Origin of the sequence: uncultured Alistipes sp. (genome assembly GCF_963931675.1) — a bacterium.
Lineage (GTDB): Bacteria > Bacteroidota > Bacteroidia > Bacteroidales > Rikenellaceae > Alistipes.
Window position 1 is genome coordinate 2089381 of sequence record NZ_OZ007039.1, and the last position, 24286, is coordinate 2113666.

Here is a 24286-nt window from a genome sequence, read left to right on the forward strand (position 1 = left end):
CGCGTTTGTTTATCGGCGGAAAGTGGCCGTCAGCGACTCGGGCAGCGGGGCGGAGGCGTCGCGCCGCCAGACCATCGCCCGGTCGGCGGCCGCATCGCCCGTCCCGAAGTCGAACCCGTCCTCCGAATGGAAGGTCACGGGGATCCCGCCCCCGAATCCGAATTTTTCGTAAAAGGCCGGGAGCCACGGTTCGCCGGGGGTGGGGATCAGGAAGGCGGCATCGTCGCCGCGTTCGGCGATGAGCGTCATGGCCTGCCGCATGAGTTGCGAAGCCAGGCCGCGGCGGCGGGCCGATTCGGCCGTGGCGACGCCGTAGATGTAGGTCGTGCGTCCGAGTTCGGTCTCGAACGGCAGGAGGTGGAGCATCGCCACGGTGCGACCCTCCTCCGTGAGGGTCAGCACACGCCGCCGCGAGTAGTAGCGGATCAGGAACGAGTCGACGAAATCGTCGTCATCACCGAAAGCCTCCATCCACAACCGCTTGCAGGCCAGTTCGTCGGGGTGGAGCCGGATGGCCGTGAACTTGTGCTGCAGAAAGGCCGGGTGGTAGGAGAGTTTGGCCCGCCGGAGCCCGTCGATACCGAGGTCCTCCTCGCGGTTGATGAGCGTGAAGCGCGCGGGCAGGTGTTCGGCGAAGCATTTGTTGATGATCGTGAAGGCGCCGTCGTACTCCGTGTCGGCCTTCTCGACGTGGGTGTCGAACGTGTGGTCGTTGACCGCCGAACCGTAGGTGAAGGCCACCAGGCGGTCGCCCACATAGATACAGCCGCCCTGCAGTCCCAGTTCCGCGAAGTGTTCGAAGGCCCGCTGCATGGCCCGCTGTTCGGCACAGAGTTCCGAAGTGTGACCCTCGTGGACCTTCCGCCACTCGCGCTCCAGGGCCATGCACTCCTGAAACCGATCCGGGGTCAGCTCCTCATAGCGGAAGTCGGGGTATTCGGCCGTGAAGCGGTTGATGTGGTTGCGCTTGGGCTGGTAGCGGCGCCCCGGCAGCGTGCGCAGGTCGTCGGCGTTGTAGACGTAATCCTCCAGCGCCCGGTCCGACTCGAAGGCGAACTCCCCGGGGTGCATCCGCCGGATCATCTCACGCCCCTCGTCCGTCAGCCCGATGATGCGCAGGCGTTGGCCGTGGGCATGGGCATCCTCGCGCAACTGCGGGATGATCGGCCCGAAATCGCCCTCGCCGACCGGCTGCATGTAGCCGATGCGCTCGCCGCCGTCGATCTGGAAACGGATCACCAGGAAACCCCCGATCTCGGCCCACGCACTGTGGTAGACCGCCTGCCAGCAGTACATGTTGGCGAAGGCCAGGTCGCAGTTGCAGATGCCCGAGGGCATCGTATGGCGCTCGATGACGCTGCGGTCTTCGAGACGTACGGGGCGAAACTCAATCATGGATGGTGTAATTCTTTTGCGCGATGCGTCCGTAGTATTGCTGGACGAGGGCCTGGAAACTCCGGACAAGGCTGTCGGCAGCCGGAGAGACCGCACCCGCCGGGGTGGAAATCCCGGGACTTGCCGGGGCGGGACTGTCTGCCGTTGCCGTGGTTGCCGGAGCGGAGCCTTCGGAGGTTGCCGGGGTTGCGAAGACCGCGGGCGTGAAACCGAGCGGATTCCCCGCATCGTCGAGCGTAAGGACCCCTCCGTCGGTCAGGGCCCGGAACTGCCCGTCGTAGCTTACCGACCAGCGGGGGCGCTGCGGTTCGTTCAGTACGTCGCGCCCGAAGGCGAAGTAGGGCTCGCGGTTGCCCGTGAGTCCCAGCAGCGTCGGCATCAGGTCGAGCTGCTGTGTGACTTCCGTCACTTCGCCCCGCAGGGCGCCGTCGGGCGTATGGATGAAGCCGAGAATGTGCATGTTCTCCGGGTAGGAGCGGGTTGCCTCGGCGAATTTCTCCGATGAGACGTGGTCGGCCACGAAGACGAAGATCGTGCGCCGGAACCACTCCTCCGCGCCGAAGCGTTCGAAGAAGCGGCGGAAGGCCTGGTCGTCGTAGGCTACGCCCTTATGGATTTTGGTGTAGCCGTCGGGGAGCGTTGCGGCGTACTGCGCGGGTACGACGAAGGGGTGGTGCGACGAGAGGGTGAACAGCGTGGCGAAGAAGGGTTCGGGCATTGCCGCGAGCTCCTCGCCCATGAATTGCAGGAAGGGTTCGTCCCAGATGCCCCAGTAACCGTCGAAATCCCCCGTGCCGTGGCGCGCTTCGTACTCCTCACGGCTTACGAGCCGCTCGACGCCCGCCGAGCGGGCGTAGGCTCCGAATCCCATCGAACCGTGCTCCGAACCGCAGAAAAAGGCCGTCGTGTAGCCCCGGTCGGCCAGCATGGCGGGCAGCTGGCGGCTCTCGCCGAGCGACTGCGGCATCAGCACGAAGGGGGTGCGGAACGACGGGATGCTTCCCAGGACCGAAGGCATGGCCTGGATCGAGCGCGTGCCGTTGGCGTACATCCGGCGGAAGGTCAGCCCCTCGCGCATCAGCGAATCGAGGAATGGCGTGAAACCCTTCTGCGGAAGGCCGGCGTAGAGCTCCGGGCAGAGGTGCGCCGAGTGTTCGGCCGACATGCTCTCCAGGATGAAGAGCACGATATTGCGTTCGCCGAGGTTCAGCGCCGTGGTGTCCGCCGGTTGGTGGACGGGCGTGAAGAGCCGCGGAAGCTCCTCCTCGGAGAAGTATTTCCGGAATTTTATGCTGCTGGAGGAGCTTCCTGCCGTGCGGAGGATGCAGAACGGGTTGCTCAGAATGAGGTTGGCCTTGCCGCTGTCCGGGGTGTAGAGCGTGGCGTTCGAGAGGGTGATCGGGCGCGTCATGCGCGTCATGCCGCCCCGCATTCCGGCGATGCTCAGCCCTGCGGCCACGGCAAGGAGCACGCTTCCGCCGACATGGTAGGGCCAGCCGCTGCGCAGCAGGCTCTCTTCGCGCACCCGGCGGCGGTAGCCCCAGGCCAGCAGGGCCGTGAGGAGCGCCCACAGCAGGACGAGGTACCAGTTCTCGGCCATGAACTTCCCGACGAGCTGCAGCGAGTTGTCGTTGTAGGCGAAGAAGATCTCGTCGGCCGTGAAGCGTTTCTGCGTATAGCGGAAGTAGACCGTATCGGCGAGGTTCGTGGCCACGACGAGCAGGGAGTTGATCGCCACGTAGTAGCCATAGAGGAGGCTGCGGTACCAGCGCTTTTCTCGCACGTGTAGCGGCAGCAGCGAGAGCAGGATGAACGCTCCGTCGGCGTAGACCACCGAGGCGGTGTCGAATTTCAGCGCTCCGGCCAGCAGCGGACCGATTTCGGCGAAGGTCAGCGTTCCCAACTGGGCAGCGTTATAGAGGTAGAAGGTGATGCGGCAGAGCATCAGCACCGCATAGAGCAGAACGAGCCGCCACACCAGCATCCCCAGCGGGGTGCGGAGCAGGCGTGTCGGCAGGCTTTGATTGCGGATCGTTCGTTCCATCATGTATTTTCCCCGATTCCTGTTGTTCTTCCTCTCCTCTCCTCTCCTCTTTCTCTCTTCTTCTCTCCCTTTTTCTCTCGACTCCTCATCCTCTCTCTGGACCATCCCTGGCCCTTCCCTTCTCTTTGGCCTCTCTCTGGTCTCTCCCTCCCTGGCCCCCTTCTATTCGCAGGCCTTGAGCGACATGTCAAGCGAGCGGATCTGGTGGGTCAGCGCCCCCACGGAGATGAAGTCCACACCGCAGGCGGCATATTCGCGCAGCGTGTCGAGCGTGATGCCGCCGCTGGATTCGGTTTCACAGCGCCCGGCGACCTTTTCGACGGCCCGGCGCGTCATCTCGGGTGTGAAGTTGTCGAACATGATGCGGTCGACACCTCCTGCGGCAAATACCTCGTCGATGTCCTCCAGCGTGCGGACCTCACACTCGATCGGCAGATCCTTGCCCTTGGCCTTCAGATACTCGCGGGCTCCGGTAATGGCCTGGCGGATGCCTCCGGCGAAGTCGATGTGGTTGTCCTTGAGCAGGATCATGTCGAAGAGGCCCATACGGTGGTTCTCGCCGCCGCCCAGCTTCACGGCCATCTTGTCCAGTACGCGCATCCCGGGCGTGGTCTTGCGCGTGTCGAGAACCTTGGTGTGGAGCCCTTCGAGCTGCTTGACGTAGACGGCGGTCTGGGTGGCCACGCCGCTCATGCGCTGCATGATGTTCAGCAGGATGCGCTCGGCCTGCAGCAGCGAGCGCAGGCGTCCCGAGACGTAGAAGGCCACGTCACCGGGTTTCACGCGGTCTCCGTCGTTGAGCACCTGCTCGAAACGCATTTCGGGATCCAGCCGGTGCAGGACGATCTGCGCGATCTCGATGCCGGCGATCACGCCCTCCTGTTTGCACAGCAGGCGCATACGGCCGTGTTCGTCGGCCGGGATGCAGCAGAGCGACGTGTGGTCGCCGTCGCCGATATCCTCCTTGATGCAGAGTTCGATCAGTTCGTCCACAAAGGGTTTGTATTCGGGTTTCATCTTTCGTGCTTGTTTAATGGTTTTGCCTGCAAAGTTAACACTTCGCAGGCAAACTCCATCCCCGTGAGGACTATTTTTTTACCAGCAGCCGCCCCTCGTACTCCATGCGGTAGGTTCCCAGCTTCGGGACGTCGCACGTGAAGCTCATCCGGCAGACAATCTCGTCGATCGCCCCCTCGACCTCGGTCAGCGTGTACGAAGGCATGTCCTGGTAGCTGTAACCGCCGCCCACCTGATTCGGGAGCCGGACCTGCGGTATGAGGCTCTCCGACGAGAAGGAGAGCGAAGCTCCCTCGCCTCCGGTGTAGGGGATGCGGTAGATGCGCATGTCCAGTTGGGGCATCTTTTCGGCAAAACGCGTCTGGTGCATGTAGATGACCAGCGTTTCGCGGTCGCCGGCAAACTCGAACCAGGCTTCCGGGTCTGTGAAGACGTTGCCCTCCGAATCGGTCACCTTGGCCGTTCCGTAGAAGTGCATGTTGTCGCTTGTGAAGACCCCGTCGACGATCGAGGGGTTGCTCGTCGCGTACTGGATGCCTTCGTCGGCATCGTCGTTGCAGGCAGCCAGCGCAAGGGCCGCCAGGCTCATCATCAGCAGTTTTTTCAGCATGTCATTGAAAGTTTAGGGTGAATGTGACGCCGAAGGTCCGGGGTCGTCCGCGCTGGACGAACTCGTGTTCTATCGACTTGAAATAGAATACGTTGTAGACTGATCCCGTGAGGTTGCGGCCCCACACGCCGATCGACCAGCGGCGGTGTTCCAGCCGCACGGTGGCGTTCAGGAGGGCATAAAAGGGTTCCGTGAGGGAGTTCTCCTCGTTCCAGGCGATCGTTCCGGCGCCCTGCACCCCGGCCTGCAGGACCACGTCGCCCAGCCAGTCGACGCCCGTCGGGCGGCTCCACGTCGCCGTGGCCGCAAAGGTGTGTTCCGGAGCGTAGGGGACGCGCTTCCCGGCGTAGTCCTCCTGCCCGCTGCGGTAACGCAGGAACCTGGCATCGGTGTAGCCGTAGTTGAGGTTGAGGTCCAGGTCGCGCCAGGGCGAGAACTGCAGCGAGAGCTCGGCGCCGCGGCTTCGCGTGCGGCCCGCATTGGCCATCATGCGGCCGGTGGTCTGACCCTCGGGGAAGACGGTCAGCTGCTGGTCGCGTACCTCGATCCAGAAGAGGGCGAAATCGCCCCGTACGGCACCCTCCATGCACGAGAAGTGGCCTCCGAATTCGAAATTCCAGCTGTATTCCGGGCGGTAGGACATCCGGTCGGGATCCTCCTCGGCGACGCCCGAGATCATCATCGCCTGCAGTTTCTCCTGCAGCAGGTCCGAGAACATCTGCGTGTTGAATCCCCCGGCCTTGTATCCCCGCGAGACGGAGAGGTAGAGGTTGCGCGTTGGGTCGAAGGCGTACATCACCGAGACCTTGGGCAGCAACTCCAGGTAGGAGTGCGCCAGATCTCCCGTATCGTCGATCGAGATGCTTTGGGGGGTCGGGGCGTTGCCGTTGACGCTGAGCGTATAGTTCAGCTCTGTGCGGCTGCGGTAGCGGAGCTGCGTGCGTTCGAAGTCGGCGCGCAGCCCGGCGGTCAGGTGCCAGCGTCCCAGCCGCAGGCGCGATTCGTGGTAGAGCGCCGCGCCCCAGGCCGGCATCCGGAACCGCGACGAAAGCGGCAGCTCCTCGGCGTCGATCTCGTAGCGGAGCAGGTCGGGCATCCGGTTGGCATTGTCGAGGATCAGCCGCTCGATGCCCGTGCGTTTGAAGTTCACCGGGGCATCCATCCGCTGGTGGCGGTAGAAGGCGAAGGCCCCGAAGAGCCATCCGTAACGCTCCCTGCCCCGCGAACGGAAGACCAGATCCTCGGTCAGGGCGTGTTCGCGGATGGCCTGACGCAACGTGAAGTAGGAGAGCGGCGTAAAGTCCTGGTCGAGCGTCATCGCATCGTCGGTGTACTGGTAGCTGGTGATCGACGAGACGCTGTACCGCGCGGCGTCGTAGCGCACGGTGAGCCCGTCGCTGATCGACGTGCGGAGATAGGAGCAGGGGTCATTGTAAGCAATTTGCCCGGGACGGAGGATCGTTTCGCCCCCCTCGACGATCGCTTCGCCGGCGTAGGCGTAGGGGTAGCCGCCCTGTTCGAGCCGCGCGAGTGCGAGCGTGTTGTCGAGGCGCAGCCCCCGACGGTTGTCCCACTGTATCTTCCAGCGACCCCCGGCCTGCCACTCCCGGTCGCAGGTCTTGTGGGTGTATTCGTTCTCGAAAAAGCCGTCCGAGCGGGTGTAGAAGCCCGTTACGGAGCATCCTACGTCGGGCAGCGGGCGGTAATAGGTCGAGGCCCTGAGGCGCAGCGTGTTGCCGCTGCCGTATTCGGCCAGTGCGCGCACCCCTTCGTAGGTGAGCGGCGAAAGGGTGTAGACATTCACCACACCGCCCATCGTGTTGCGCCCGTAGAGGGTCGATTGCGGACCGCGCAGTACCTCGATGCGTTCGATGTCGGCCAGTTCGGTGTCGAAGGCGTTCTTGTTCAGCAGCGGTACGTTGTCGACGTTCAGTCCGATGACCGGCTGGTCGATGCGCGCCCCGAGTCCCCGCACGTAGATCGACGAGGTCATGCGCGACCCGTAGTCCGGGGCGTGGAAGTTCGGCACGGCGAGCGAGATCTCCTTCAGGGCCGAGATGCCTCCGCGCGTGACGGCCCGGCTGCCGAGGATCGTCGATGCCACGGCCGTCGACCGCAGCACCGGGCCCTGCTTGATGGCCGTCACCTGTACGCGGTCGACCGTGATCGTCGTGTCGGCACGTTCCGCGTCCGGTTCGTCGGCGGCAATGCCCCGCCCCGGGACCGGAAGGCCCAGCAGCAACAGAAGAAGGATCGGGCGGAAGGACATCGTGTATCCGGGAGATGTTGGGTTTGTTTCGCCTGCAAAGATAGGCTTTTATTCCGAATGGCGCATCATTCGTGGTGGTAGGGTTCGTTGTTGAGGATCGTGAAGGCCCGGTAGATCTGTTCGGCGAAGATGGCCCGCACGATCTGGTGCGAGAAGGTCATGCGCGAAAGCGACAACTGCGCATCGGCCCGGGCGTAGACCTCGTCGGAGAATCCGTAGGGGCCGCCGATCACCAGTACGAGGCGCTTCACGCCGCTGTTCATCCGTTTCTGCAGCCACAGCGCGAACTCCACCGAGCGGTACTCCGCGCCCCGTTCGTCGAGCAGGGTCACGTAGTCGCCTTCCGTGAGCTGGCGCAGGATGGCTTCGCCTTCGGCCGTGCGTTGTTGCTTGATGCTCAGGCTCTTCGTGTTGCGCACGTCGGGCAGGGTCGTCACGGCGAAGCGGCAGTAGCGGTTTACCCGTCGGGCGTAGAGTTCGACCAGCGAGGCGATCTCCTGCGAATCGGTTTTGCCGATGACGATCAGTTCGATGTTCATATCACCCGTTTTTTTTGTATGCTCCTCGTTCTCATCCGCACTTCGTTCTCATCCGCTCCTTCGGGGGCCGGGCGTCAGAGGTCGCTGTTCCACTCCCCGGCGGCGTCGCCGTAGATCACCGGACGCGACTTCTCTACCGACTTGAGCCACTCGTAGGCCTTGTACATGTTGTATCCGTTGCCCGAGGGGGATCCCAGTTCGTAGGCGATGACGCAGGTGAAGTTCCGCGAACGGTAGTACATCGACTTCACCCGTTCGAGATATTCGTCGACCAGGGCCGGGTCGTTCGAAGGGGTGCCGCCCACACGTCGGTCGTCGCGCCGCTCCGGCGCCGAAATTGCCGCGCAGTCGATGACGTAAAGGCCCAGTTCGTCGCACAGTTCGTAGAACCAGGCTGGTTGCGGGCAGCTCGGACAGATCGTATTTTTGCCCTTGGACTTCAGGGACTTGAGCTCCGAAAGGGTGGTTTTGCGGTCCGCGGCGGCATTGTACTCAGCCCGGACGAGCTGCAACTCCCTGCCCAGGCGCATGAGCCGCCCGTCGACGAACTCCGTCTTTCCGAATCCGATCTTCAGCGGCATGTACTCCTTGTAGACGCCGTTGCGGCGCGTGAAGAGCATCACGCGGTAGAGCGGCGGGTTTTTGCTCCCGGCCTCCCACTTGTTCGCATAGGTGCCGTAGATGAAGGGCGTGTAGCGCACCGTATCGGTCGAGCGTCCGGGGATGGTGATCTCCGTCATGTTGAATTCGAGCAGTTTGCCCTGCGGCGAGTAGATGTCGTAGCCCACGGTGACGGGTTCGTCGTAGTTGTAGGCGTTGCAGGCGACGATCTTCAGGTCGAGCATTCCGAAGTCGCGGCCCAGCGAGTCGGGTACGAGGGCGATTTCGAAATCGGCGATCGAACGCTTGTTCTGATAATAGAGGTAGCTGTTTTCGAAGAACGGGCGTGTGGTTCCCGTTGCGTCGATCGGCAGCCGACGGGCGTGCATCAGTACCCGGAACGTGTTGACTCCCTGGTGGATGTAGGGCGTGAGATCGAATTCCGAGGGGGTCAGCGCATCGTTTACCTCGCCTACGGGCCGGTCGTTGAGCCAGAGCGAGTAGCCCGCCCCCGGATTTTCGAGATGCAGGAAGACCCGTCCATCGGTCCACTCGAAGGGGATTTCGACCTTTGCGCCGTAAAATGCCGAAATGTCGCCCGACGATTCGGTGATCAGCTCCGGGCGGAAGGCCATCCAGTAGCCTCCGGCTTCGCGGTTGCGGGCATCGGCGTCGTGGCGGGCGTTGTAGGGGACCACTTCGGTGCGGTAGATCCGGCCGCCTTCGGCCAGCGGAACGGGTGTGGATTCCTCCAGTCCCGGGATCTGGGCCGCAGCCGTCAGCGTGCAGGCTGCCAGGGCAGCCGTCCATATCGTTCGTTTCATCGTGTACTGGGTTGTATAACTCGGACAAAGGTACTTTTTTTTTGCCAAATCGCAAATTATGGCTAACTTTGTCAATTCAGAAAAATGTGTGAACTGAAATCTATGAAAACGCAGAGAATCGCTGAAATCCTGAAATCGGGAGCCGTGGATACCGACATCGTCGTCAAAGGTTGGGTGCGCACCAAGCGCGGGAACAAGAATGTGGCGTTCATCGCCCTGAACGACGGGTCGTGCGTGAACAACATACAGGTCGTGGTCGACCTGGCCAAGATCGCCGAAGAGCAACTCAAACCCATCACCACGGGAGCCTGCATCCGCGTCGACGGACGGCTGGTGGCCTCCCCGGGCGCCGGGCAGGGCGTCGAGGTGCAGGCCGGGCGGATCGAGATCTACGGCACGGCCGATCCCGAGACCTATCCCCTGCAGAAGAAGGGGCACTCGCTGGAGTTCCTGCGTGACATCGCCTACCTGCGTCCCCGGACCAATACCTTCGGAGCCGTGCTGCGCATCCGTCACGCTATGGCCTACGCCATCCACGAGTACTTCAACAACCACGGGTTCTACTATTTCCATACGCCGATCATCACCGCCTCGGACTGCGAAGGCGCCGGGGCGATGTTCCAGGTCACGACCCTCGACCTGAACAACCTCCCGAAGACCGAGGAGGGCAAGGTCGACTATACGCAGGATTTCTTCGGCAAGTCGTGCAACCTGACCGTCTCGGGGCAGCTCGAAGGTGAACTGGGCGCCCTCTCGCTGGGCCGCATCTACACCTTCGGCCCGACGTTCCGCGCCGAGAATTCGAACACCCCGCGCCATGCGTCGGAGTTCTGGATGATCGAGCCCGAGGCCGCGTTCTACGACCTGGAGGATAACATGGAGCTGGCCGAGGATTTCCTGAAGTACCTCATCCAGTACGCTTTGGACCACTGCATGGAGGACCTCGAATTCATGAACAAGATGTGGGACAAGGGCCTGCTCGACCGACTCAAGTTCGTGCTGCACAACGACTTCAAACGCCTTGACTACACCGAGGGCATCGAGATCCTCAAGGCTTCGGGCCGCAAGTTCGAATTCCCCTGCGACTGGGGCTGCGACCTGCAGTCGGAGCACGAACGCTACCTCGTGGAGGAGCACTTCAAGCGCCCGGTGATCCTGATCAACTACCCGAAGGAGATCAAGGCCTTCTACATGAAGCAGAACGACGACGGCAAGACCGTGCGTGCCATGGACGTCCTCTTCCCGGGCATCGGCGAGATCATCGGCGGCTCGGAGCGTGAGGCCGACTACGAGAAGCTGAACCGCCGCGTCAAGGAGCTCGGCATGAACGAACGCGAACTGTGGTGGTATCTCGATACGCGCCGCTGGGGATCGGCGCCCCACTCGGGATTCGGCCTGGGATTCGACCGCCTGCTGCTGTTCGTGACCGGTCTGACGAACATCCGCGACGTCCAGCCCTTCCCGCGCACGCCACAGCACGCCGATTTCTAAACCGTTTGCGAACCGTGGCACCGGATGGCAGAATCCGCGCCGCCCGGCGTCGAGATTTTCGGGGTGGCGTCCGGTCGTGAGCGGACTGGTGCCTCCCGGAACGCCGGGTGGGATGGTGAGCCCCGAACGTGTGATGAACCGTGCGACCCGAACTTGTGCGACCCGAACCCGAATGTGAAGGAACCCAAGTAAGAAGCTGATTCTTAATTTGGATTCAATATGGCAATCAATCAAAAACAGGTACTTTCGCTTCAGCAGAAGCTCTCTCCGCAGCAGATTCAGATGATCAAGCTGCTGGAGCTGCCCACCGTGCAGCTCGAACAGCGCATCAAGCAGGAGATCGAGGACAACATCGTCCTGGAGGAAGAGGAGCGCTCGGCGGAGGACGAGGAGCAGCAGCCTCAGGAGATCTCCGTGGACGAATATCTGCGTGAGGACGATACTCCCTCGTACAAAAGCCGGATCAACAACTTCTCGAAGGATGACAAGCAGCGCCCGGTCTATCTGACCGAAGGCCGTTCGCTGCAGGAGTACCTCGTGGAGCAACTGGGCTACCGCAACCTCTCGGAGCGCGACATGCGCCTGGCCGTCTACCTGATCGGGAGCATCGACGAGGACGGTTACCTGCGCCGCGATCTGGAGTCCGTGGCCGACGACATTGCCTTTACGGTCGGGATCGAGACCTCGGCCGAAGAGCTGGAACGCATTCTGGGCATCATCCACGAACTCGAACCCGCGGGGATCGGGGCCCGCGACTTGCGAGAGTGCCTGCTGTTGCAGATGGCCCAGATGCCCGTCAACACCCGTGCGCGGTGCCTGGCCCGCAAGATCCTCACCTCCTATTTCGACGAGTTCGTCAAGAAGCACTACGAGAAACTCATGGCGCGCCTGCAGGTCTCGGAGGAGGATTTCCGCGAGGCGATTGCCGAGATCCGGCGTCTGTCGCCCAAACCCGGCAACCTCTACGCCGAAGGGGGTACCGACACTACGCCCTACATCATTCCGGACTTTATCCTCGACTATCAGGACGGCCACTTCAACCTCTCGATGAACTCCTACAACGTCCCCGAAGTGCGGGTGAACCGCCGCTACGTGGAGATGATCCGCGACATGGTGGGGGCCGACGGCAAGGTCAAGGAGCAGGACCGGGAGGCGCTGCAGTTCGTGAAGAGCAAGATCGACTCCGCGAAGTGGTTCATCTCGGCCATCAAGCAGCGTCACGACACGCTGATGCGCACGATGCAGACCATCCTGGACTACCAGCAGGAGTACTTCAAGGACGGCGACCGTTCGAAACTCCGCCCGATGATCCTCAAGGACATCGCCGACCGCACGGGACTCGACGTCTCGACGATTTCGCGCGTGGTCAACAGCAAGTACGTCCAGACGCAGTTCGGGATCATTCTCCTCAAGTCCCTCTTCTCGGAGGCCATGCAGACCGATTCGGGCGAGGAGGTGTCGAGCTACGAGATCAAGAACATTCTCCAGCAGTGCATCGACGGCGAGGACAAGCGCCACCCGCTGACCGACGAAACGCTGATGGATATCCTCAATTCGAAGGGCTACCGCATCGCCCGGCGCACGGTGGCCAAATACCGCGAGATGCTCGGCATCCCGGTGGCGCGTCTGCGCAGGCAGATCTGAACCCCGGCCGCCGGACCACTGCCCCGAATCCCGATAAACCCCTAATGATGAACTACCGAAAAATAGCCAATACGCTCTCCTGGGTCCTGCACCCGTTTCTGCTGCCGGTCTATCTGATGGTGGTGCTGCTTACGATGACCACCTTTGCGCTCTTCTCCCCCGGGGTGAAGTTCTATTTCCTGTGGGTCGTGATGCTCTATGCGATCATTATCCCGTTCCTGACGCTCGGCATCCTGCATTCGCTGGGCCGGATCTCCGATTTCAGAATCGACAACCGCCGCGAACGCCTGCTGCCCCTGCTGATCGGGACCGTCTGCTACGTGCTGTGCGCCCTCACCTTCTCGAAGATTCCTTCGGCGATCTTCCTGCGCAAGTTCATGCTGGCGGCAGCCTGCTGCGAGGCGATGTGTTTCGTGGTGTCGCTCCGCTGGAAGATCAGCCTCCACCTGACCGGCATGGGGGCCATTGTGGCGCTGCTTGTGGTGATGAACATCGTCGGGGTGGGGAACATGCTCCTCCCCTTGTCGGTGGCGATCCTCGGGGCCGGAGCTCTTGCCTCGGCCCGCCTCTATCTGGGGTGTCACAACCCCGTACAGATCTTTGCGGGATTTTTCGGCGGGTTTGGCGTGGCGATGCTCGCCGTGCTCTTCCTGTAACGGGGCGAGCGGATGCGGCGGACTTGGGTGCGCTCCCGGCTTTCGTATTTGTTCTGCCTTTTGCCGCGTATCTTTCCGGAGATGAAAAACGGCTCTCGCATGGAGAGCCGTTTCTTTCGTATGGGCAGGTCCCTTGCTTCGGACCGACCCGTTAGACGCAACCCTGGGCGAGCATGGCGTTGGCCACCTTCATGAAACCGCCGATATTGGCACCCACCACGTAGTTGACATAACCGTCGGGCTCCGTGCCGTACTGCACGCAGACCGAGTGGATGTTCTTCATGATCGACTTCAGCCTGGCGTCGACCTCTTCGGGGGTCCAGGTGATACGCATCGAGTTCTGGGTCATCTCCAGGCCCGAGGTGGCCACACCTCCGGCATTGGCAGCCTTGCCCGGGGCGTAGAGCAGCTTGTGCTGCTGGAAGATCTTGATGGCCTCGGGGGTCGAGGGCATGTTGGCACCCTCGGCCACGCAGATGCAGCCGTTGTTTACGAGCATCTGGGCCTCGTCGCCGTTCAGCTCGTTCTGTGTGGCGCACGGCATGGCGATGTCGCACTTCACGCCCCACGGGCGCTCGCCCGGATAGTAGGTGGCCGACGGATAGTGCTCGGCGTACTCCTTGATGCGGCCGCGGAAGATGTTCTTCAACTCCATGACGTAATCCAGTTTCTCGGGGCTGATGCCTTCGGGATCGTAGATGTAGCCCGAGGAGTCGGAGAGCGTCACGACCTTGGCGCCGAGTTCGGTAGCCTTCATGCAGGCATACTGGGCCACGTTGCCCGATCCGGAAATGCAGACGGTCTTGCCCTCGAACGAGTCGCCGCGCGTGGCGAGCATCTCCTGGGCGAAGTAGCACGTTCCGTATCCCGTAGCTTCGGGACGCAGCGGGCTGCCGCCCCAGTCGCGGCCCTTTCCGGTGAGCGTGCCGGAGAATTCGTCGCGCAGGCGCTTGTACTGTCCGAACATGTAGCCGATTTCGCGGCCCCCGACGCCGATGTCACCGGCCGGAACGTCGGTATCCTGGCCGATATGGCGCTGGAGTTCGGTCATGAACGACTGGCAGAACTTCATCACCTCGTTGTCCGACTTGCCCTTGGGGTTGAAGTCCGAACCGCCCTTTCCGCCGCCCATGGGCAGCGTGGTGAGGCTGTTCTTGAAGGTCTGTTCGAAAGCCAGGAACTTCAGGATCGAGAGGTTCACCGACGGGTGGAAGCGGATACCGCCCTTGTATGGGCCGATGGCGCTGTTCATCTGGATGCGGTAGCCGCGGTTGATCTCGATCTCGCCCTTGTCGTTGAGCCACGGCACGCGGAACATGATGACCCGTTCGGGTTCGGCGATGCGGTCGAGTATCTTCATTTTTTGGAGAATCGGGCTGGCAACGATATGGGGAGCCAGCGATTCGGCCACCTCGCGGACGGCCTGATGGAACTCCGGTTCACCCGGATTGCGGGCGATGAGCCGGGCCATGAAATCTTCGACATACTGTCGGGCTTGTTCGTTCATAGCGATTCGTTTTTAGAGGTTTTGTGATGGATTTCCGGCTCTAAAATTAATAACTTTACAGCTATTTTGCAAGTTCTTTAAGAAATTCGTAAAATATTTTACTATACCCGCCGCCTCATTTGCTTACGGTCCGAGCCGTAGCCTGTCCCGCAGCTGAAAATCCGTAATGAAAAATGACGGATTCGCCGTGAATCCGTCATGGAAATTTTTTGAAATTTTTTTCAAAAAAATGAGCCGCTCTTTCTCCGGGGCTGCAAATCCCCGTTTACTTTGTGAAGGCGAATCCGAGATAGACGTTTTCGTACTTGCGCAGCAGCGTCGTGACCGTGGCGAGTGACGAGACCTTGCTGCCGAGTTCGGTCACCAGGTTCACGAGTTTCGTGACCGGGAAGACCAGTTGCAACTCCGTGCCGCTGACGTAGGCGTGGCCTTCGACCGCTCCCAGGTTGAGTTTTCCCTTGGCGAAGCGGAGTGTCACGACATGGGTCGAGGAGTCGTATTCGTAGGTTCCCGAGAGTTCGTGTTTGCCCAGAACGGCCGTAAAGGTACTGTCGGCCTTCTCGAAGGTGAAGCTCCCTGCGCCGGATTCGATACCGGCCAGTGCGTAGACCTTTTCGAGTTGCTGCACGACGGTCGATTCGAGGGCTGCGCCGCCAAGTTCCGAGGCGATGTCCTCGCCTTCGAACTTCACGCCCGGGCCCGAGTAGTTCCATGTTCCCGCGAGGGCATACTGGGTGAGTTTTCCGTCGGTGGCTTCGTCGACGGCCGTGGTTGCGATCTTTTTCAGGGCATTCTTCCAGTCCTGAGCTGCGGTTGGGAGCGCAAGCAGCAGCACGACCGCCGGAATAAGGATTTTTTTCATCTTGTAGGCGAATGGTTGAAGGTTTGCGGACGCTGCCGGGGCGTTGCGTCCGGAGTCGTCATAACGTGTCGAGTTCGCGGAGCCAGACTTCGGCCGAGGCATCGGAGGGCATCCGCCAGTCGCCCCGGGGCGAGAGGGCTACCGATCCGACCTTCGGGCCGTCGGGAAGCGCCGAGCGCTTGAACTGCTGCATGAAGAACCGCCGGAAGAAGATCCGCAGCCATTTGAGGATGGTTTCGCGGTCGTAGCTTCCGTCGAAGGCCACTTCGGCCAGCAGGAGGATCTTCTCCGGGCCGTATCCCAGGCGGAGGAAGTTGTAGAGGAAGAAGTCGTGGAGTTCGTAGGGGCCCACGAGGTCTTCGGTCTTCTGTGCGATCTTGCCGTCGGCATCGGCCGGGAGCAGTTCGGGGCTGACCGGCGTATCGATGATGTCGAGCAGCGTGGCGCGGGTCGTCGGGTCGTTTTCGGTGTCGGCGACCCACTTCACGAGGTGGCGCACCAGCGTCTTCGGCACCGAGGCGTTGACGCCGTACATCGACATCTGGTCGCCGTTGTAGGTGGCCCAGCCCAGGGCCAGTTCCGAGAGGTCGCCCGTGCCGACCACGAGCCCGCCCTCCATGTTGGCCACATCCATCAGGATCTGGGTCCGTTCGCGGGCCTGGGCGTTCTCGTAGGCCGCCGAACGGTCCGACGGGTCGAGCCCTATGTCGCGGAAATGCTGCAGGCAGGCGTCGCGGATCGGGATTTCGCGCACCGTGACGCCCAGTCCGCGCATCAGTTCCAGGGCATTGTGATAGGTGCGGTCGGTGGTTCCGAATCCGGGCATGGTGATGCCGATGATCCCCGCGCGGTCGAGTTCCAGCAGGTCGAACGTGCGCACCGTCACGAGCAGGGCCAGCGTCGAGTCCAGCCCGCCCGAGATGCCGATCACGGCCCGTTCGCAACGGGTGTGGCGCAGCCGCTGGGCCAGCCCGTGTGACTGGATGCGGAAGATCTCCTCGCAGCGTTCGTGGCGGTCGCCCTCCTCCTTCGGGACGAACGGCAGCGGGTCGATGTCGCGTTCCGGCACCGCGGCCCGCAGCCCTTCGGGGATCTCCATCTCGATGACGGTGTTCTCCGAGGTGCTCTCCCGCTGGCGGAACGAGGTGTTGCGGCGGCGTTCGAACTCCAGGCGCTGGAGGTCGACGTCGGCGACGATGAGCTGTTCTTCGGTCGAGAAGCGTTCGGCTTCGCGCAGCAGCGTGCCGTTTTCGGCGATCAGGCCGTTTCCGGCAAAGGTCAGGTCCGTGGAGGATTCGCCGCTTCCGGCCGAGACGTAGACGTAGGCCGAGAGCGTGCGGGCCGATTGCTGGGCGATGAGCTGCCGCAGGTAGGCGTGTTTCCCGGCCAGTTCGGGCGAGGCCGAGAGGTTGAAGATCACCCGGGCGCCGTTCAGGGCCAGTTGTGTCGAGGGCGGGATCGGAGCCCAGAGGTCCTCGCAGATCTCCACGCCGAACTCCGCACCGTTGACCGAGAAGGTGAGGTCGGCGCCGAAGTCGGTCTGTTGGCCTGCGACGTCGATCCGCTCCTCGGAGATTCCGGCTCCGGAGGCGAACCAGCGATCCTCGTAGAATTCGCCGTAGTTGGGAATGTAACTCTTCGGCACAACCCCGAGGACCTTGCCCTGGGCCATGACCACGGCACAGTTGTAGAGGACCGAGCCGTGGCGCAGCGGCGCCCCGACGATCAGTGCCAGGGGAAGTTTGCGCGTTGCCTTGGCGAGCCGGGCCAGGGCCTCGTCGGCCGCGTCGAGCAGCGTGGGCTGCAACAACAGGTCGCCGCATGTGTAGGCCGTCATGCCCAGTTCGGGGAAGACGATGATCTCCACGCCGCGGCGTGCGGCCTCCTCGGCCAGTGCCGCCGTGCGTTCCATATTATAGGTGCAGTCGCCGACCCGCAGGGCGGGGATCGCCGCCGCGACCTTCAGAAATCCGAAATTGTCCATCTTTTCACATGTTTATGCCCCTCCCGGGGCTTTTTTCCCGCTCTTCGCTCCTTTGCCTCGGCACCGAACCGCTCCGCCGAGCCTATTCGGCCCAGAGTTGCGCGAGGTTCAGGATCACCTGCTGGGCCTTGCGCATGGTGGTGAGCGAGCAGTATTCGAACTTGCCGTGGAAGTTCATGCCGCCGGTGAAGAGGTTCGGGCACGGCAGCCCCATGAACGAGAGCCGGGCGCCGTCCGTCCCGCCGCGGATCGGCCGCACGAGGGGTTTCACCCCGGCCATCTCCATCGCCTGGAGGGCCTTGTCGATCACCTGCGGGTGGGGTTCGACCATCTTGCGCATGTTGAAATACTGGTCCTTGACCGTGAGGGTCAGCACATCGCCGCCGTATTTCTGCTTCAGCAGGTCGACGCACGCCCACAGGAAGACCTTCTTCTTCTCGAAACGGTCGGCGTCGTGGTCGCGGATGATGTAGCTCAGCGAGGCCCGCTCGACCGAGCCGTTCACGCCTACGCAGTGGTAGAAACCCTCGTAGCCTTCGGTGAACTGCGGGCGCTCGGCCGCCGGAAGCAGCGTCTGCAACTCGCACGCCACGTCGATGGCGTTGATCATCTTCGCCTTGGCGTAGCCCGGGTGGACGTTGCGGCCCTGGATCTCGATCTTCGCACTGGCGGCGTTGAAGTTTTCATACTCCAGCTCGCCCTCCATGCCGCCGTCGACCGTGTAGGCGAAGTCCGCGCCGAAGGCCTTCACGTCGAAGTAGTCGACGCCGCGCCCCACCTCCTCGTCGGGCGTGAAGCCGATGCGGATCTTTCCGTGCTTCACCTCCGGGTGGGCCATCAGGTACTCGGCTGCGGTCATGATCTCCGCTACGCCGGCCTTGTCGTCGGCCCCGAGCAGCGTCGTGCCGTCGGTGTGGATCAGCGTGTGGCCCTTGAAGAAGGCCAGTTCGGGGAACTCCTCGACGCGCATCGTCAGGTGGCCGTTCAGCACCAGGTCGCCGCCGTCGTAATCCTCCACTACGCGCGGCTTGACATCCTTGCCGCTCATGTCGGGCGAGGTGTCCACGTGGGCGATGAACCCGATCACCGGGGCCTGTTCATACCCCTTCGAGGCGGGCACCGTACCCATGACGTACCCATATTGGTCCATCGTGACCTCGGTCATGCCGAGCATCTGCATCTCGTCGCGCAGGGCTTCGAGCAGCACCTTCTGCTTCTCGGTCGAGGGGAACGAGGTGCTCTCCTCCGACGACTGGGTGTCGTAGGAGACATATTTCAGAAAACGTTCTTTGAGATCCATGATCTGCAACTGTTTTTGTCGGTCGTTTGTTAGAATGTCTTTCCGGGGCCGAATCTCGTTTTCACGGCGTCCCGCCGTGTTTGCAGTTCTGACCCCACCCCAAACCCCTCCCTCGGGAGGGGCTTGTTGCTTCGTGTAACGGGAATTTGCTACATGATTCTTATGACAGGTACCGTCTTGTCTATTCCTCGATTGGTTTGATATTGGAATGTCCCGACATGCTGTGCTTGTTTGCCTTGGGGAACATCAATAATTTCATCATCGTAATAATGCTTGTCTCCGTCAATGAGTAGAACAATAGGCCCCGTAAACATATCTATGCCACCTATTTGTCTTTCTCTGCAACGGGCAAGTGCCATACTCTCCTTGATCACCTGAAAAACTTCAAATCGAGAGGTATCCAGAGTACCTGCGGGTTTATCGAATATCGTGATACCGGGATATTCTTCTATTGTAGTGCCATTTTCATTTTCCATGTTGCTTTTTGCAAATAAAAAGGCAATCAGAATTGTCAGAATAATGCCGGTTAAGATTCCCGCAAAATAAAACAGAATATTCTTTTTCATGGTAGGTAGTCTGTTGTTTTTGTCAATGTTTACTCCTCCTTTTTTGCGCGGAGCGTATGCCAGGCGAAGTAGCCGATCAGCACCAGATACATCACCAGTCCGGTCCATTCGGCGGCGTTCGTCGAGGCCCAGTCCGCGAGGAACCAGTCCACCTCGAAGAATTTCAGCATCGCGCTCATCACACCCATCAGGGCGCCTCCGGCGATGAATCCCGAGGCGATCAGCGTACCGCGGTCGAAGCGCGCCTTGTTCAGCGCCTCGTCCTTCGAACGATTCGAGACGAACCACGCGACCAGTCCGCCGACCACCAGCGGGGCGTTCAGCTCCATCGGGATGAACATGCCCAGCGCGAAGGCCAGCGCCGGAACGCCGATGGCCGTCAGTACCAGGGCCAGGGCCGCACCGCAGAAGTAGAGCATCCAGGGGGTCTGGCCGCCGGTCATCAGCGGTTGGATCACCGCCGCCATGGCGTTGGCCTGCGGAGCGACGAGCGCCCCCTCGCCGACGAATCCGAACGACTTGTTGAGGATGATCATCACGCCGGCCACCGTAGCCGCCGAGACGAACGTCCCGAGAAACTTCCAGGCCTCCTGCTTGCGGGGCGTGGTGCCGAGCCAGTAGCCGATCTTGAGGTCGGTGATGAAGCCGCCGGCCATCGAGAGCGCCGTGCAGACCACACCGCCGATGATCAGCGCGGCGGTCATGCCGGTCGTGCCGCTCAGCCCGACGCTCACCAGCACCAGCGAGGCGAGGATCAGCGTCATGAGCGTCATGCCCGAAACGGGGTTCGTGCCCACGATGGCGATGGCGTTGGCCGCCACCGTCGTGAAGAGGAAGGCGATGACGAAGACGATCAGGATGGCCGTCACGGACTGTACCCAGCCGTCGAGCAGCCCGAAGTGGAAGAAGACGAAGACGCAGATGAGCGCGGCGATCAGGATCGAGAGGATGCGCTTCATCGGGATGTCCTGCTGCGTGCGTTCGGTCGAGGCGAGGGACGCCTTGCCGCCTCCGAACTCCGAGACGGCGAGGCCGACGGCCTGGCGGATGATCTTCGACTGGCGCACGATGCCGATGATGCCGGCCATGGCGATGCCGCCGATACCGACGGGCTTGCCGATGTAGGCGAAGAGGTTCTCGGCCGTGAAGAGCGACGAGGGGTCGGCCAGCAGCTTTTCACTCGTCACGCCCAGCAGCGAGGCCATCGTGGCGGGGTCGATCGCCTCGGCCAGCGATCCCACGACCGGGACGATGACGAACCACACGAGGCACGATCCCGCGGTGATGATCATGGCGTATTTCAGTCCGACGATGTAGCCCAGGCCCAGTACGGCGGCCGAGGTGTTCAGTCCGAAGACGACCTTGAACTTGTCGGCTGCAACCTGTCCCCAGGTGCAGATGCGTGTCGAGACGGCGTCGGTCCACAGCCCGAAGGTCCCGACCACGAAGTCGTATATGCCGCCGATCAGTCCCGCGACGGCCAGCAGTTTGGCCTGGTTGCCGCCCTTCTCGCCCGAGACGAGCACCTCGGTCGTGGCCGTCGCTTCGGGGAAGGGGTACTTGCCGTGCATCTCCTTGACGAAGTATTTGCGGAAAGGGATCAGCAGCACGATGCCTAACAGTCCGCCGAACAATGACGAGAGGAAAACCTGCCAGAAGGCGGCGTCCAGCCCCAGGATGTAGAGCGCCGGGAGGGTGAAGATCGCCCCGGCGACGATCACGCCCGACGAGGCGCCGATCGACTGGATGATGACGTTCTGTCCCAGCATGTTCTTTTTGCCCAGCACGGTGCCCATGCCCACGGCGATGATGGCGATCGGGATGGCGGCCTCGAAGACCTGTCCGACGCGCAGCCCGAGGTAGGCGGCTGCGGCCGAGAAGATGATGGCCATCACCACGCCCATCGTCACCGAGTAGGGCGTAACCTCCTTCGGGTTCGATGCGGCGGGCATGACCGGCTTGTACTCTTCGCCGGGTTTGAGTTCACGGTAGGCGTTTTCGGGAAGCGAAGTTCGGGTCTGTTCCTGTTTCATGGATCGGTTGTTTTTGAGGGGTGTCGCGCGTTCGGTGTGGATCCGGAAATCTTAATCCTCAATTTTCAGTTCTCAATTCTCAATTGCTATCGGTTGTCGCCGCTGCCGGAGATCAGGTGCCGCTGCATCCGCGAGCGGAGTTTGTCGACGTTCATCTGCGCCACCTCTTCGAGCTCGTAGCCCAGGTCGCGTGACAGCGTGGCGCAGTACCACAGCACGTCGCCGATCTCCTTGACGATTTCGAGTCTCTTCTCGTCGGTGAACTCCTTGTTGGAGTCGCGGATCACTTTTTTGACCTTGTCGGCCACTTCGCCGGCTTCGCCCGTCAGACCGAGCGTGGGGTAGACGATGCGGCTGTCTTCGGGATAGATGGCCGTTTCAAGGGCGTGTTGCTGGTATTCGTTGAGTGTCATCGGAAAAAAGATTTATTGATTGCAAAAATACGAAAATAATCGGAAATACACAGAAAAAGGTCCCGGCACCAACGTGCGGGACCTCTCTCGGGAAAGTCTTACAACAGGTCGAGCACCTTTTCCAGCCCGATCCCGTGCGAACCCTTGACCAGTACCAGCGCCTCCCGGACGGGGTCCGTCAGCAGCAGGTGACGCAACTCCTCGCGCGAGGGGCAGAGCGTCACCCGTTCCGGCTTCTCGGGAAGCGCTGCGTAGGCCCGGGCGAACTCCCCGCCGACGAGCAGCAGCTCCGCTCGGGGGTCCTGTGCTGCCCGTTCGATGGCCGCCTCGTGCTCTGCCAGCGACCACGCTCCCAGTTCGAGCATGTCGCCCAGAATCAGCACTCGACGGCGGCGGTCGCCGAGCGGTTCGCCGAGGAGGTTCTCGATGGCGGCCCGCATACTCGTCGGATTGGCGTTGTAACAATCCGCGATGACCGTGTTGTGGGTTGTTTCGATGCGTTGCGAGCGGTGGTTGTCCGGCTCGTAGTCGGCTACGGCCCGGCGGATCTCCGGTTCCGGGACCTCGAAATAGCGCCCGATGGCCACGGCTGCCGCAATGTTGAAGCGGTTGTATCCCCCTTCCAGACGGCTTTCGAATCCGTCGGCCAGCGAAGCCGGGTAGTACTCCGCGGCCAGCGACTCCCGTTCGGCGGCCATGGCGTGGAGCGTTTCGTCGTCCGCCAAGACGAAGGCCCGGCCTCTGTGCGCCGCCAGGTAGTCGAAGAGTTCTCCCTTGCCGCGCCGTACCCCTTCGGGACCTCCGAACCCTTCGAGATGGGCCCGTCCGATGTTGGTCAGCAATCCGTAGTCGGGTTCGGCGATCTCCGCCAGCCGTGCGATCTCGCCGCAGGCGCTCGCCCCCATCTCCACGATCCCGAACTCCGTATCGCGGTCCATGGCGAGCAGCGTCAGCGGTACGCCGATGTGGTTGTTCAGGTTGCCCCGCGTGGCGCAGACCGTAAAGCGGGCCGAGAGGACACGGCTCACCAACTCCTTGGTTGTGGTTTTGCCGCTGCTTCCCGAGATGGCGAGGATCGGGATCCCCAGGGCGCGGCGATGCTCCCGGGCCAGCTCCTGCAGGGCCGTGAGCGGGTCGCCGACCAGCCGTACCCGCGGATCCTCCAGGGCGGCGGGGTCGTCGCAGACCGCCGCCACGGCCCCTTTTTCGAGGGCTTCGCCTACGAAACGGTTGCCGTCGAAATTGGCGCCCCGCAGGGCAAAGAAGATCGAACCCGGCTCGATGCGCCGGGTGTCGGTCGAAACGTGCGGATGCGCACGGTAGAGGTCGTACAGTTCAGATATGCTTGTCTCCATTGTGGAATTTCACTTCGTCGATGAATTTCTTGATGTTCTGCTCTTCGGAGCGGGGGCAGATCATCAGCACGTCGTCCGTGTCGACGACGATGTACTCCTTCAGGCCGCTGATCACGGCAATCTTGCCCTTGGGCAGCGAGACGATCGACGAGCGCGTGTCGTAGAGGTAGCACCCCTCCTCGGGGACGGCATTGGCGTAACGGTCCTTGCGCGAGTGCTGGTAGACGGAACCCCAGGTCCCGACGTCGCTCCACCCGAAATCCCCGCAGCGGACATAGACGTTGTCGGCCTTCTCCATGATGCCGTAATCGATCGAGATGGCGCGGCATTCCGAGAAGGCGATCTCCACGACGTTGCGTTCGGTTTCGGTGCCCACGGCCTGCATTACGCCGCTGAAGAGCGCATGGTGCTCGGGGAGGTACTTCTCGAAGGCCTCGATGATCGAACGGACCTTCCAGATGAAGATGCCCGAATTCCAGAAGAACTCGCCCGACTGGAGGAATACCTGGGCCAGTTCGAGGTTCGGTTTTTCGGTGAAGCACTTCACCTTGCTGATGGGCTTCGAGTCCGAGACCTGGATATATCCGTAACCCGTATCCGGGCGGGTGGGCTTGATGCCCACGGTCATCAGGGCGTCGTGCTGCGCGGCGAAGTCGAGGCATTCGGCGATGATGGCGCGGAAATCCTCCTCGTTGAGGATCAGGTGGTCCGAGGGGGTGACGATCATCTCCGCATCGGGATTGGCCTTCATGAGCGTGTAGGCCGCATAGGCGATGCACGGGGCGGTATTGCGTCCCACGGGTTCGCACAGCACCTGCCGTTCTTCGAGTTCGGGGATATGCTCCAGCACCAGCTGCTTGTATTTGTCGTTGGTCACCACGAGGAAATTCTCCGCGGGGACGATTTTTGCAAAGCGTTCGTAGGTGTGGCGGATGAAGGATTTTCCCGTTCCGAGGATGTCGAGGAACTGCTTGGGTTGCGACTGCCGGCTCTTGGGCCAGAACCGGGTGCCGATGCCGCCCGCCATGATGACACAATATTTATTGCTTGCCATAAGTTATTATATGGAGTTAACTTCGACAAAGATAAAAATATTTTAGTAACTTTGCCGCCTGTCGGAAGTTAAATTTCATCCGGGCACCGAAAATCCGAAGGGCCGCGCGCGCACCCCTGCGGG

Annotated in this window: 19 protein-coding genes; 3 read left to right on the forward strand and 16 right to left on the reverse strand. The window is 61.9% G+C overall.

Annotated features, from left to right (window positions below):
• Positions 1-9 precede the first annotated feature (9 nt).
• The 7 genes from ABGT65_RS08940 to ABGT65_RS08970 form a co-directional block, all read right to left on the reverse strand.
• On the reverse strand, positions 10-1395 hold the full coding sequence (locus ABGT65_RS08940; protein WP_346701477.1) for a GNAT family N-acetyltransferase: 1386 nt from the start codon (positions 1393-1395) through the stop codon (positions 10-12).
• Positions 1388-3439: an LTA synthase family protein gene (locus ABGT65_RS08945; RefSeq protein WP_346701479.1), complete on the reverse strand. Its 2052-nt coding sequence runs from the start codon at positions 3437-3439 to the stop codon at positions 1388-1390. The genes ABGT65_RS08940 and ABGT65_RS08945 overlap by 8 nt, the downstream gene beginning before the upstream one ends.
• 162 nt (positions 3440-3601) lie before the next feature.
• Positions 3602-4456, reverse strand: a complete 855-nt coding sequence (gene nadC / locus ABGT65_RS08950; RefSeq protein WP_346701480.1) for a carboxylating nicotinate-nucleotide diphosphorylase — start codon at positions 4454-4456, stop codon at positions 3602-3604.
• Positions 4457-4526: 70 nt separating this feature from the next.
• A complete protein-coding gene (locus ABGT65_RS08955) occupies positions 4527-5066 on the reverse strand; it encodes a hypothetical protein (RefSeq protein ID WP_346701482.1) in 540 nt (179 codons plus the stop codon).
• A 1-nt stretch (position 5067) separates the two neighbouring features.
• On the reverse strand, positions 5068-7335 hold the full coding sequence (locus tag ABGT65_RS08960; protein WP_346701483.1) for a TonB-dependent receptor: 2268 nt from the start codon (positions 7333-7335) through the stop codon (positions 5068-5070).
• A gap of 65 nt (positions 7336-7400) precedes the next feature.
• Positions 7401-7874: a 23S rRNA (pseudouridine(1915)-N(3))-methyltransferase RlmH gene (gene rlmH / locus ABGT65_RS08965; RefSeq protein WP_346701484.1), complete on the reverse strand. Its 474-nt coding sequence runs from the start codon at positions 7872-7874 to the stop codon at positions 7401-7403.
• Positions 7875-7948: 74 nt separating this feature from the next.
• Entirely contained in the window at positions 7949-9298 is a 1350-nt protein-coding gene (locus tag ABGT65_RS08970) for a glycoside hydrolase family 2 TIM barrel-domain containing protein (protein WP_346701486.1), read from the reverse strand.
• A 102-nt stretch (positions 9299-9400) separates the two neighbouring features.
• On the opposite strand from ABGT65_RS08970, the gene asnS reads away from it, so the two are divergent.
• From asnS to ABGT65_RS08985, 3 genes are all read left to right on the forward strand, one after another.
• Positions 9401-10789 (forward strand): asparagine--tRNA ligase, encoded by a 1389-nt coding sequence (gene asnS / locus ABGT65_RS08975; RefSeq protein WP_346701488.1) that lies wholly within the window; start codon positions 9401-9403, stop codon positions 10787-10789.
• Between the two features lie 219 nt (positions 10790-11008).
• A complete protein-coding gene (gene rpoN / locus ABGT65_RS08980) occupies positions 11009-12433 on the forward strand; it encodes an RNA polymerase factor sigma-54 (RefSeq protein ID WP_346701490.1) in 1425 nt (474 codons plus the stop codon).
• A 47-nt stretch (positions 12434-12480) separates the two neighbouring features.
• The gene (locus tag ABGT65_RS08985) at positions 12481-13089 is read left to right on the forward strand and encodes a hypothetical protein (protein WP_346701492.1); all 609 of its coding nucleotides are present in this window, start codon (positions 12481-12483) and stop codon (positions 13087-13089) included.
• 151 nt (positions 13090-13240) lie between these two features.
• Here ABGT65_RS08985 and gdhA read toward each other — a convergent pair whose 3' ends face one another.
• The 9 genes from gdhA to ABGT65_RS09030 form a co-directional block, all read right to left on the reverse strand.
• A complete protein-coding gene (gdhA, locus tag ABGT65_RS08990; RefSeq protein WP_346701494.1) occupies positions 13241-14596 on the reverse strand; it encodes an NADP-specific glutamate dehydrogenase in 1356 nt (451 codons plus the stop codon).
• 265 nt (positions 14597-14861) lie between these two features.
• Complete coding sequence (locus tag ABGT65_RS08995; protein ID WP_346701496.1) at positions 14862-15458, reverse strand: DUF4923 family protein; 597 nt, start codon at positions 15456-15458, stop codon at positions 14862-14864.
• A 58-nt stretch (positions 15459-15516) separates the two neighbouring features.
• Positions 15517-17442 carry an NAD(+) synthase gene (locus ABGT65_RS09000; RefSeq protein WP_346701498.1) on the reverse strand — a complete coding sequence of 642 codons (1926 nt, stop codon included), beginning with the start codon at positions 17440-17442 and terminating at the stop codon, positions 15517-15519.
• Positions 17443-17524: 82 nt separating this feature from the next.
• Positions 17525-18742 (reverse strand): peptidase T, encoded by a 1218-nt coding sequence (gene pepT / locus ABGT65_RS09005; RefSeq protein ID WP_346701499.1) that lies wholly within the window; start codon positions 18740-18742, stop codon positions 17525-17527.
• A gap of 149 nt (positions 18743-18891) precedes the next feature.
• Positions 18892-19308, reverse strand: a complete 417-nt coding sequence (locus ABGT65_RS09010) for a hypothetical protein (protein WP_346701501.1) — start codon at positions 19306-19308, stop codon at positions 18892-18894.
• 29 nt (positions 19309-19337) lie between these two features.
• The gene (locus tag ABGT65_RS09015; RefSeq protein ID WP_346701503.1) at positions 19338-21341 is read right to left on the reverse strand and encodes an OPT family oligopeptide transporter; all 2004 of its coding nucleotides are present in this window, start codon (positions 21339-21341) and stop codon (positions 19338-19340) included.
• Positions 21342-21427: 86 nt separating this feature from the next.
• Positions 21428-21754 carry a nucleoside triphosphate pyrophosphohydrolase family protein gene (locus tag ABGT65_RS09020; RefSeq protein ID WP_346701505.1) on the reverse strand — a complete coding sequence of 109 codons (327 nt, stop codon included), beginning with the start codon at positions 21752-21754 and terminating at the stop codon, positions 21428-21430.
• A 98-nt stretch (positions 21755-21852) separates the two neighbouring features.
• Positions 21853-23097 carry a Mur ligase family protein gene (locus ABGT65_RS09025; protein ID WP_346703076.1) on the reverse strand — a complete coding sequence of 415 codons (1245 nt, stop codon included), beginning with the start codon at positions 23095-23097 and terminating at the stop codon, positions 21853-21855.
• Positions 23090-24163, reverse strand: coding sequence for a mannose-1-phosphate guanylyltransferase (locus ABGT65_RS09030; RefSeq protein ID WP_346701506.1), 1074 nt, complete (start codon positions 24161-24163; stop codon positions 23090-23092). Before ABGT65_RS09030 ends, ABGT65_RS09025 begins: the two co-directional genes overlap by 8 nt.
• Positions 24164-24286: the final 123 nt, after the last annotated feature.

Coding starts and splice junctions, on each gene's coding strand:
- ABGT65_RS08940 (WP_346701477.1), bottom strand. CDS start 1,395: ATGATTGAGTTTCGCCCCGTACGTCTCGAAGACCGCAGCGTCATCGAG.
- ABGT65_RS08945 (WP_346701479.1), bottom strand. CDS start 3,439: ATGGAACGAACGATCCGCAATCAAAGCCTGCCGACACGCCTGCTCCGC.
- nadC (WP_346701480.1), bottom strand. CDS start 4,456: ATGAAACCCGAATACAAACCCTTTGTGGACGAACTGATCGAACTCTGC.
- ABGT65_RS08955 (WP_346701482.1), bottom strand. CDS start 5,066: ATGCTGAAAAAACTGCTGATGATGAGCCTGGCGGCCCTTGCGCTGGCT.
- ABGT65_RS08960 (WP_346701483.1), bottom strand. CDS start 7,335: ATGTCCTTCCGCCCGATCCTTCTTCTGTTGCTGCTGGGCCTTCCGGTC.
- rlmH (WP_346701484.1), bottom strand. CDS start 7,874: ATGAACATCGAACTGATCGTCATCGGCAAAACCGATTCGCAGGAGATC.
- ABGT65_RS08970 (WP_346701486.1), bottom strand. CDS start 9,298: ATGAAACGAACGATATGGACGGCTGCCCTGGCAGCCTGCACGCTGACG.
- asnS (WP_346701488.1), top strand. CDS start 9,401: ATGAAAACGCAGAGAATCGCTGAAATCCTGAAATCGGGAGCCGTGGAT.
- rpoN (WP_346701490.1), top strand. CDS start 11,009: ATGGCAATCAATCAAAAACAGGTACTTTCGCTTCAGCAGAAGCTCTCT.
- ABGT65_RS08985 (WP_346701492.1), top strand. CDS start 12,481: ATGAACTACCGAAAAATAGCCAATACGCTCTCCTGGGTCCTGCACCCG.
- gdhA (WP_346701494.1), bottom strand. CDS start 14,596: ATGAACGAACAAGCCCGACAGTATGTCGAAGATTTCATGGCCCGGCTC.
- ABGT65_RS08995 (WP_346701496.1), bottom strand. CDS start 15,458: ATGAAAAAAATCCTTATTCCGGCGGTCGTGCTGCTGCTTGCGCTCCCA.
- ABGT65_RS09000 (WP_346701498.1), bottom strand. CDS start 17,442: ATGGACAATTTCGGATTTCTGAAGGTCGCGGCGGCGATCCCCGCCCTG.
- pepT (WP_346701499.1), bottom strand. CDS start 18,742: ATGGATCTCAAAGAACGTTTTCTGAAATATGTCTCCTACGACACCCAG.
- ABGT65_RS09010 (WP_346701501.1), bottom strand. CDS start 19,308: ATGAAAAAGAATATTCTGTTTTATTTTGCGGGAATCTTAACCGGCATT.
- ABGT65_RS09015 (WP_346701503.1), bottom strand. CDS start 21,341: ATGAAACAGGAACAGACCCGAACTTCGCTTCCCGAAAACGCCTACCGT.
- ABGT65_RS09020 (WP_346701505.1), bottom strand. CDS start 21,754: ATGACACTCAACGAATACCAGCAACACGCCCTTGAAACGGCCATCTAT.
- ABGT65_RS09030 (WP_346701506.1), bottom strand. CDS start 24,163: ATGGCAAGCAATAAATATTGTGTCATCATGGCGGGCGGCATCGGCACC.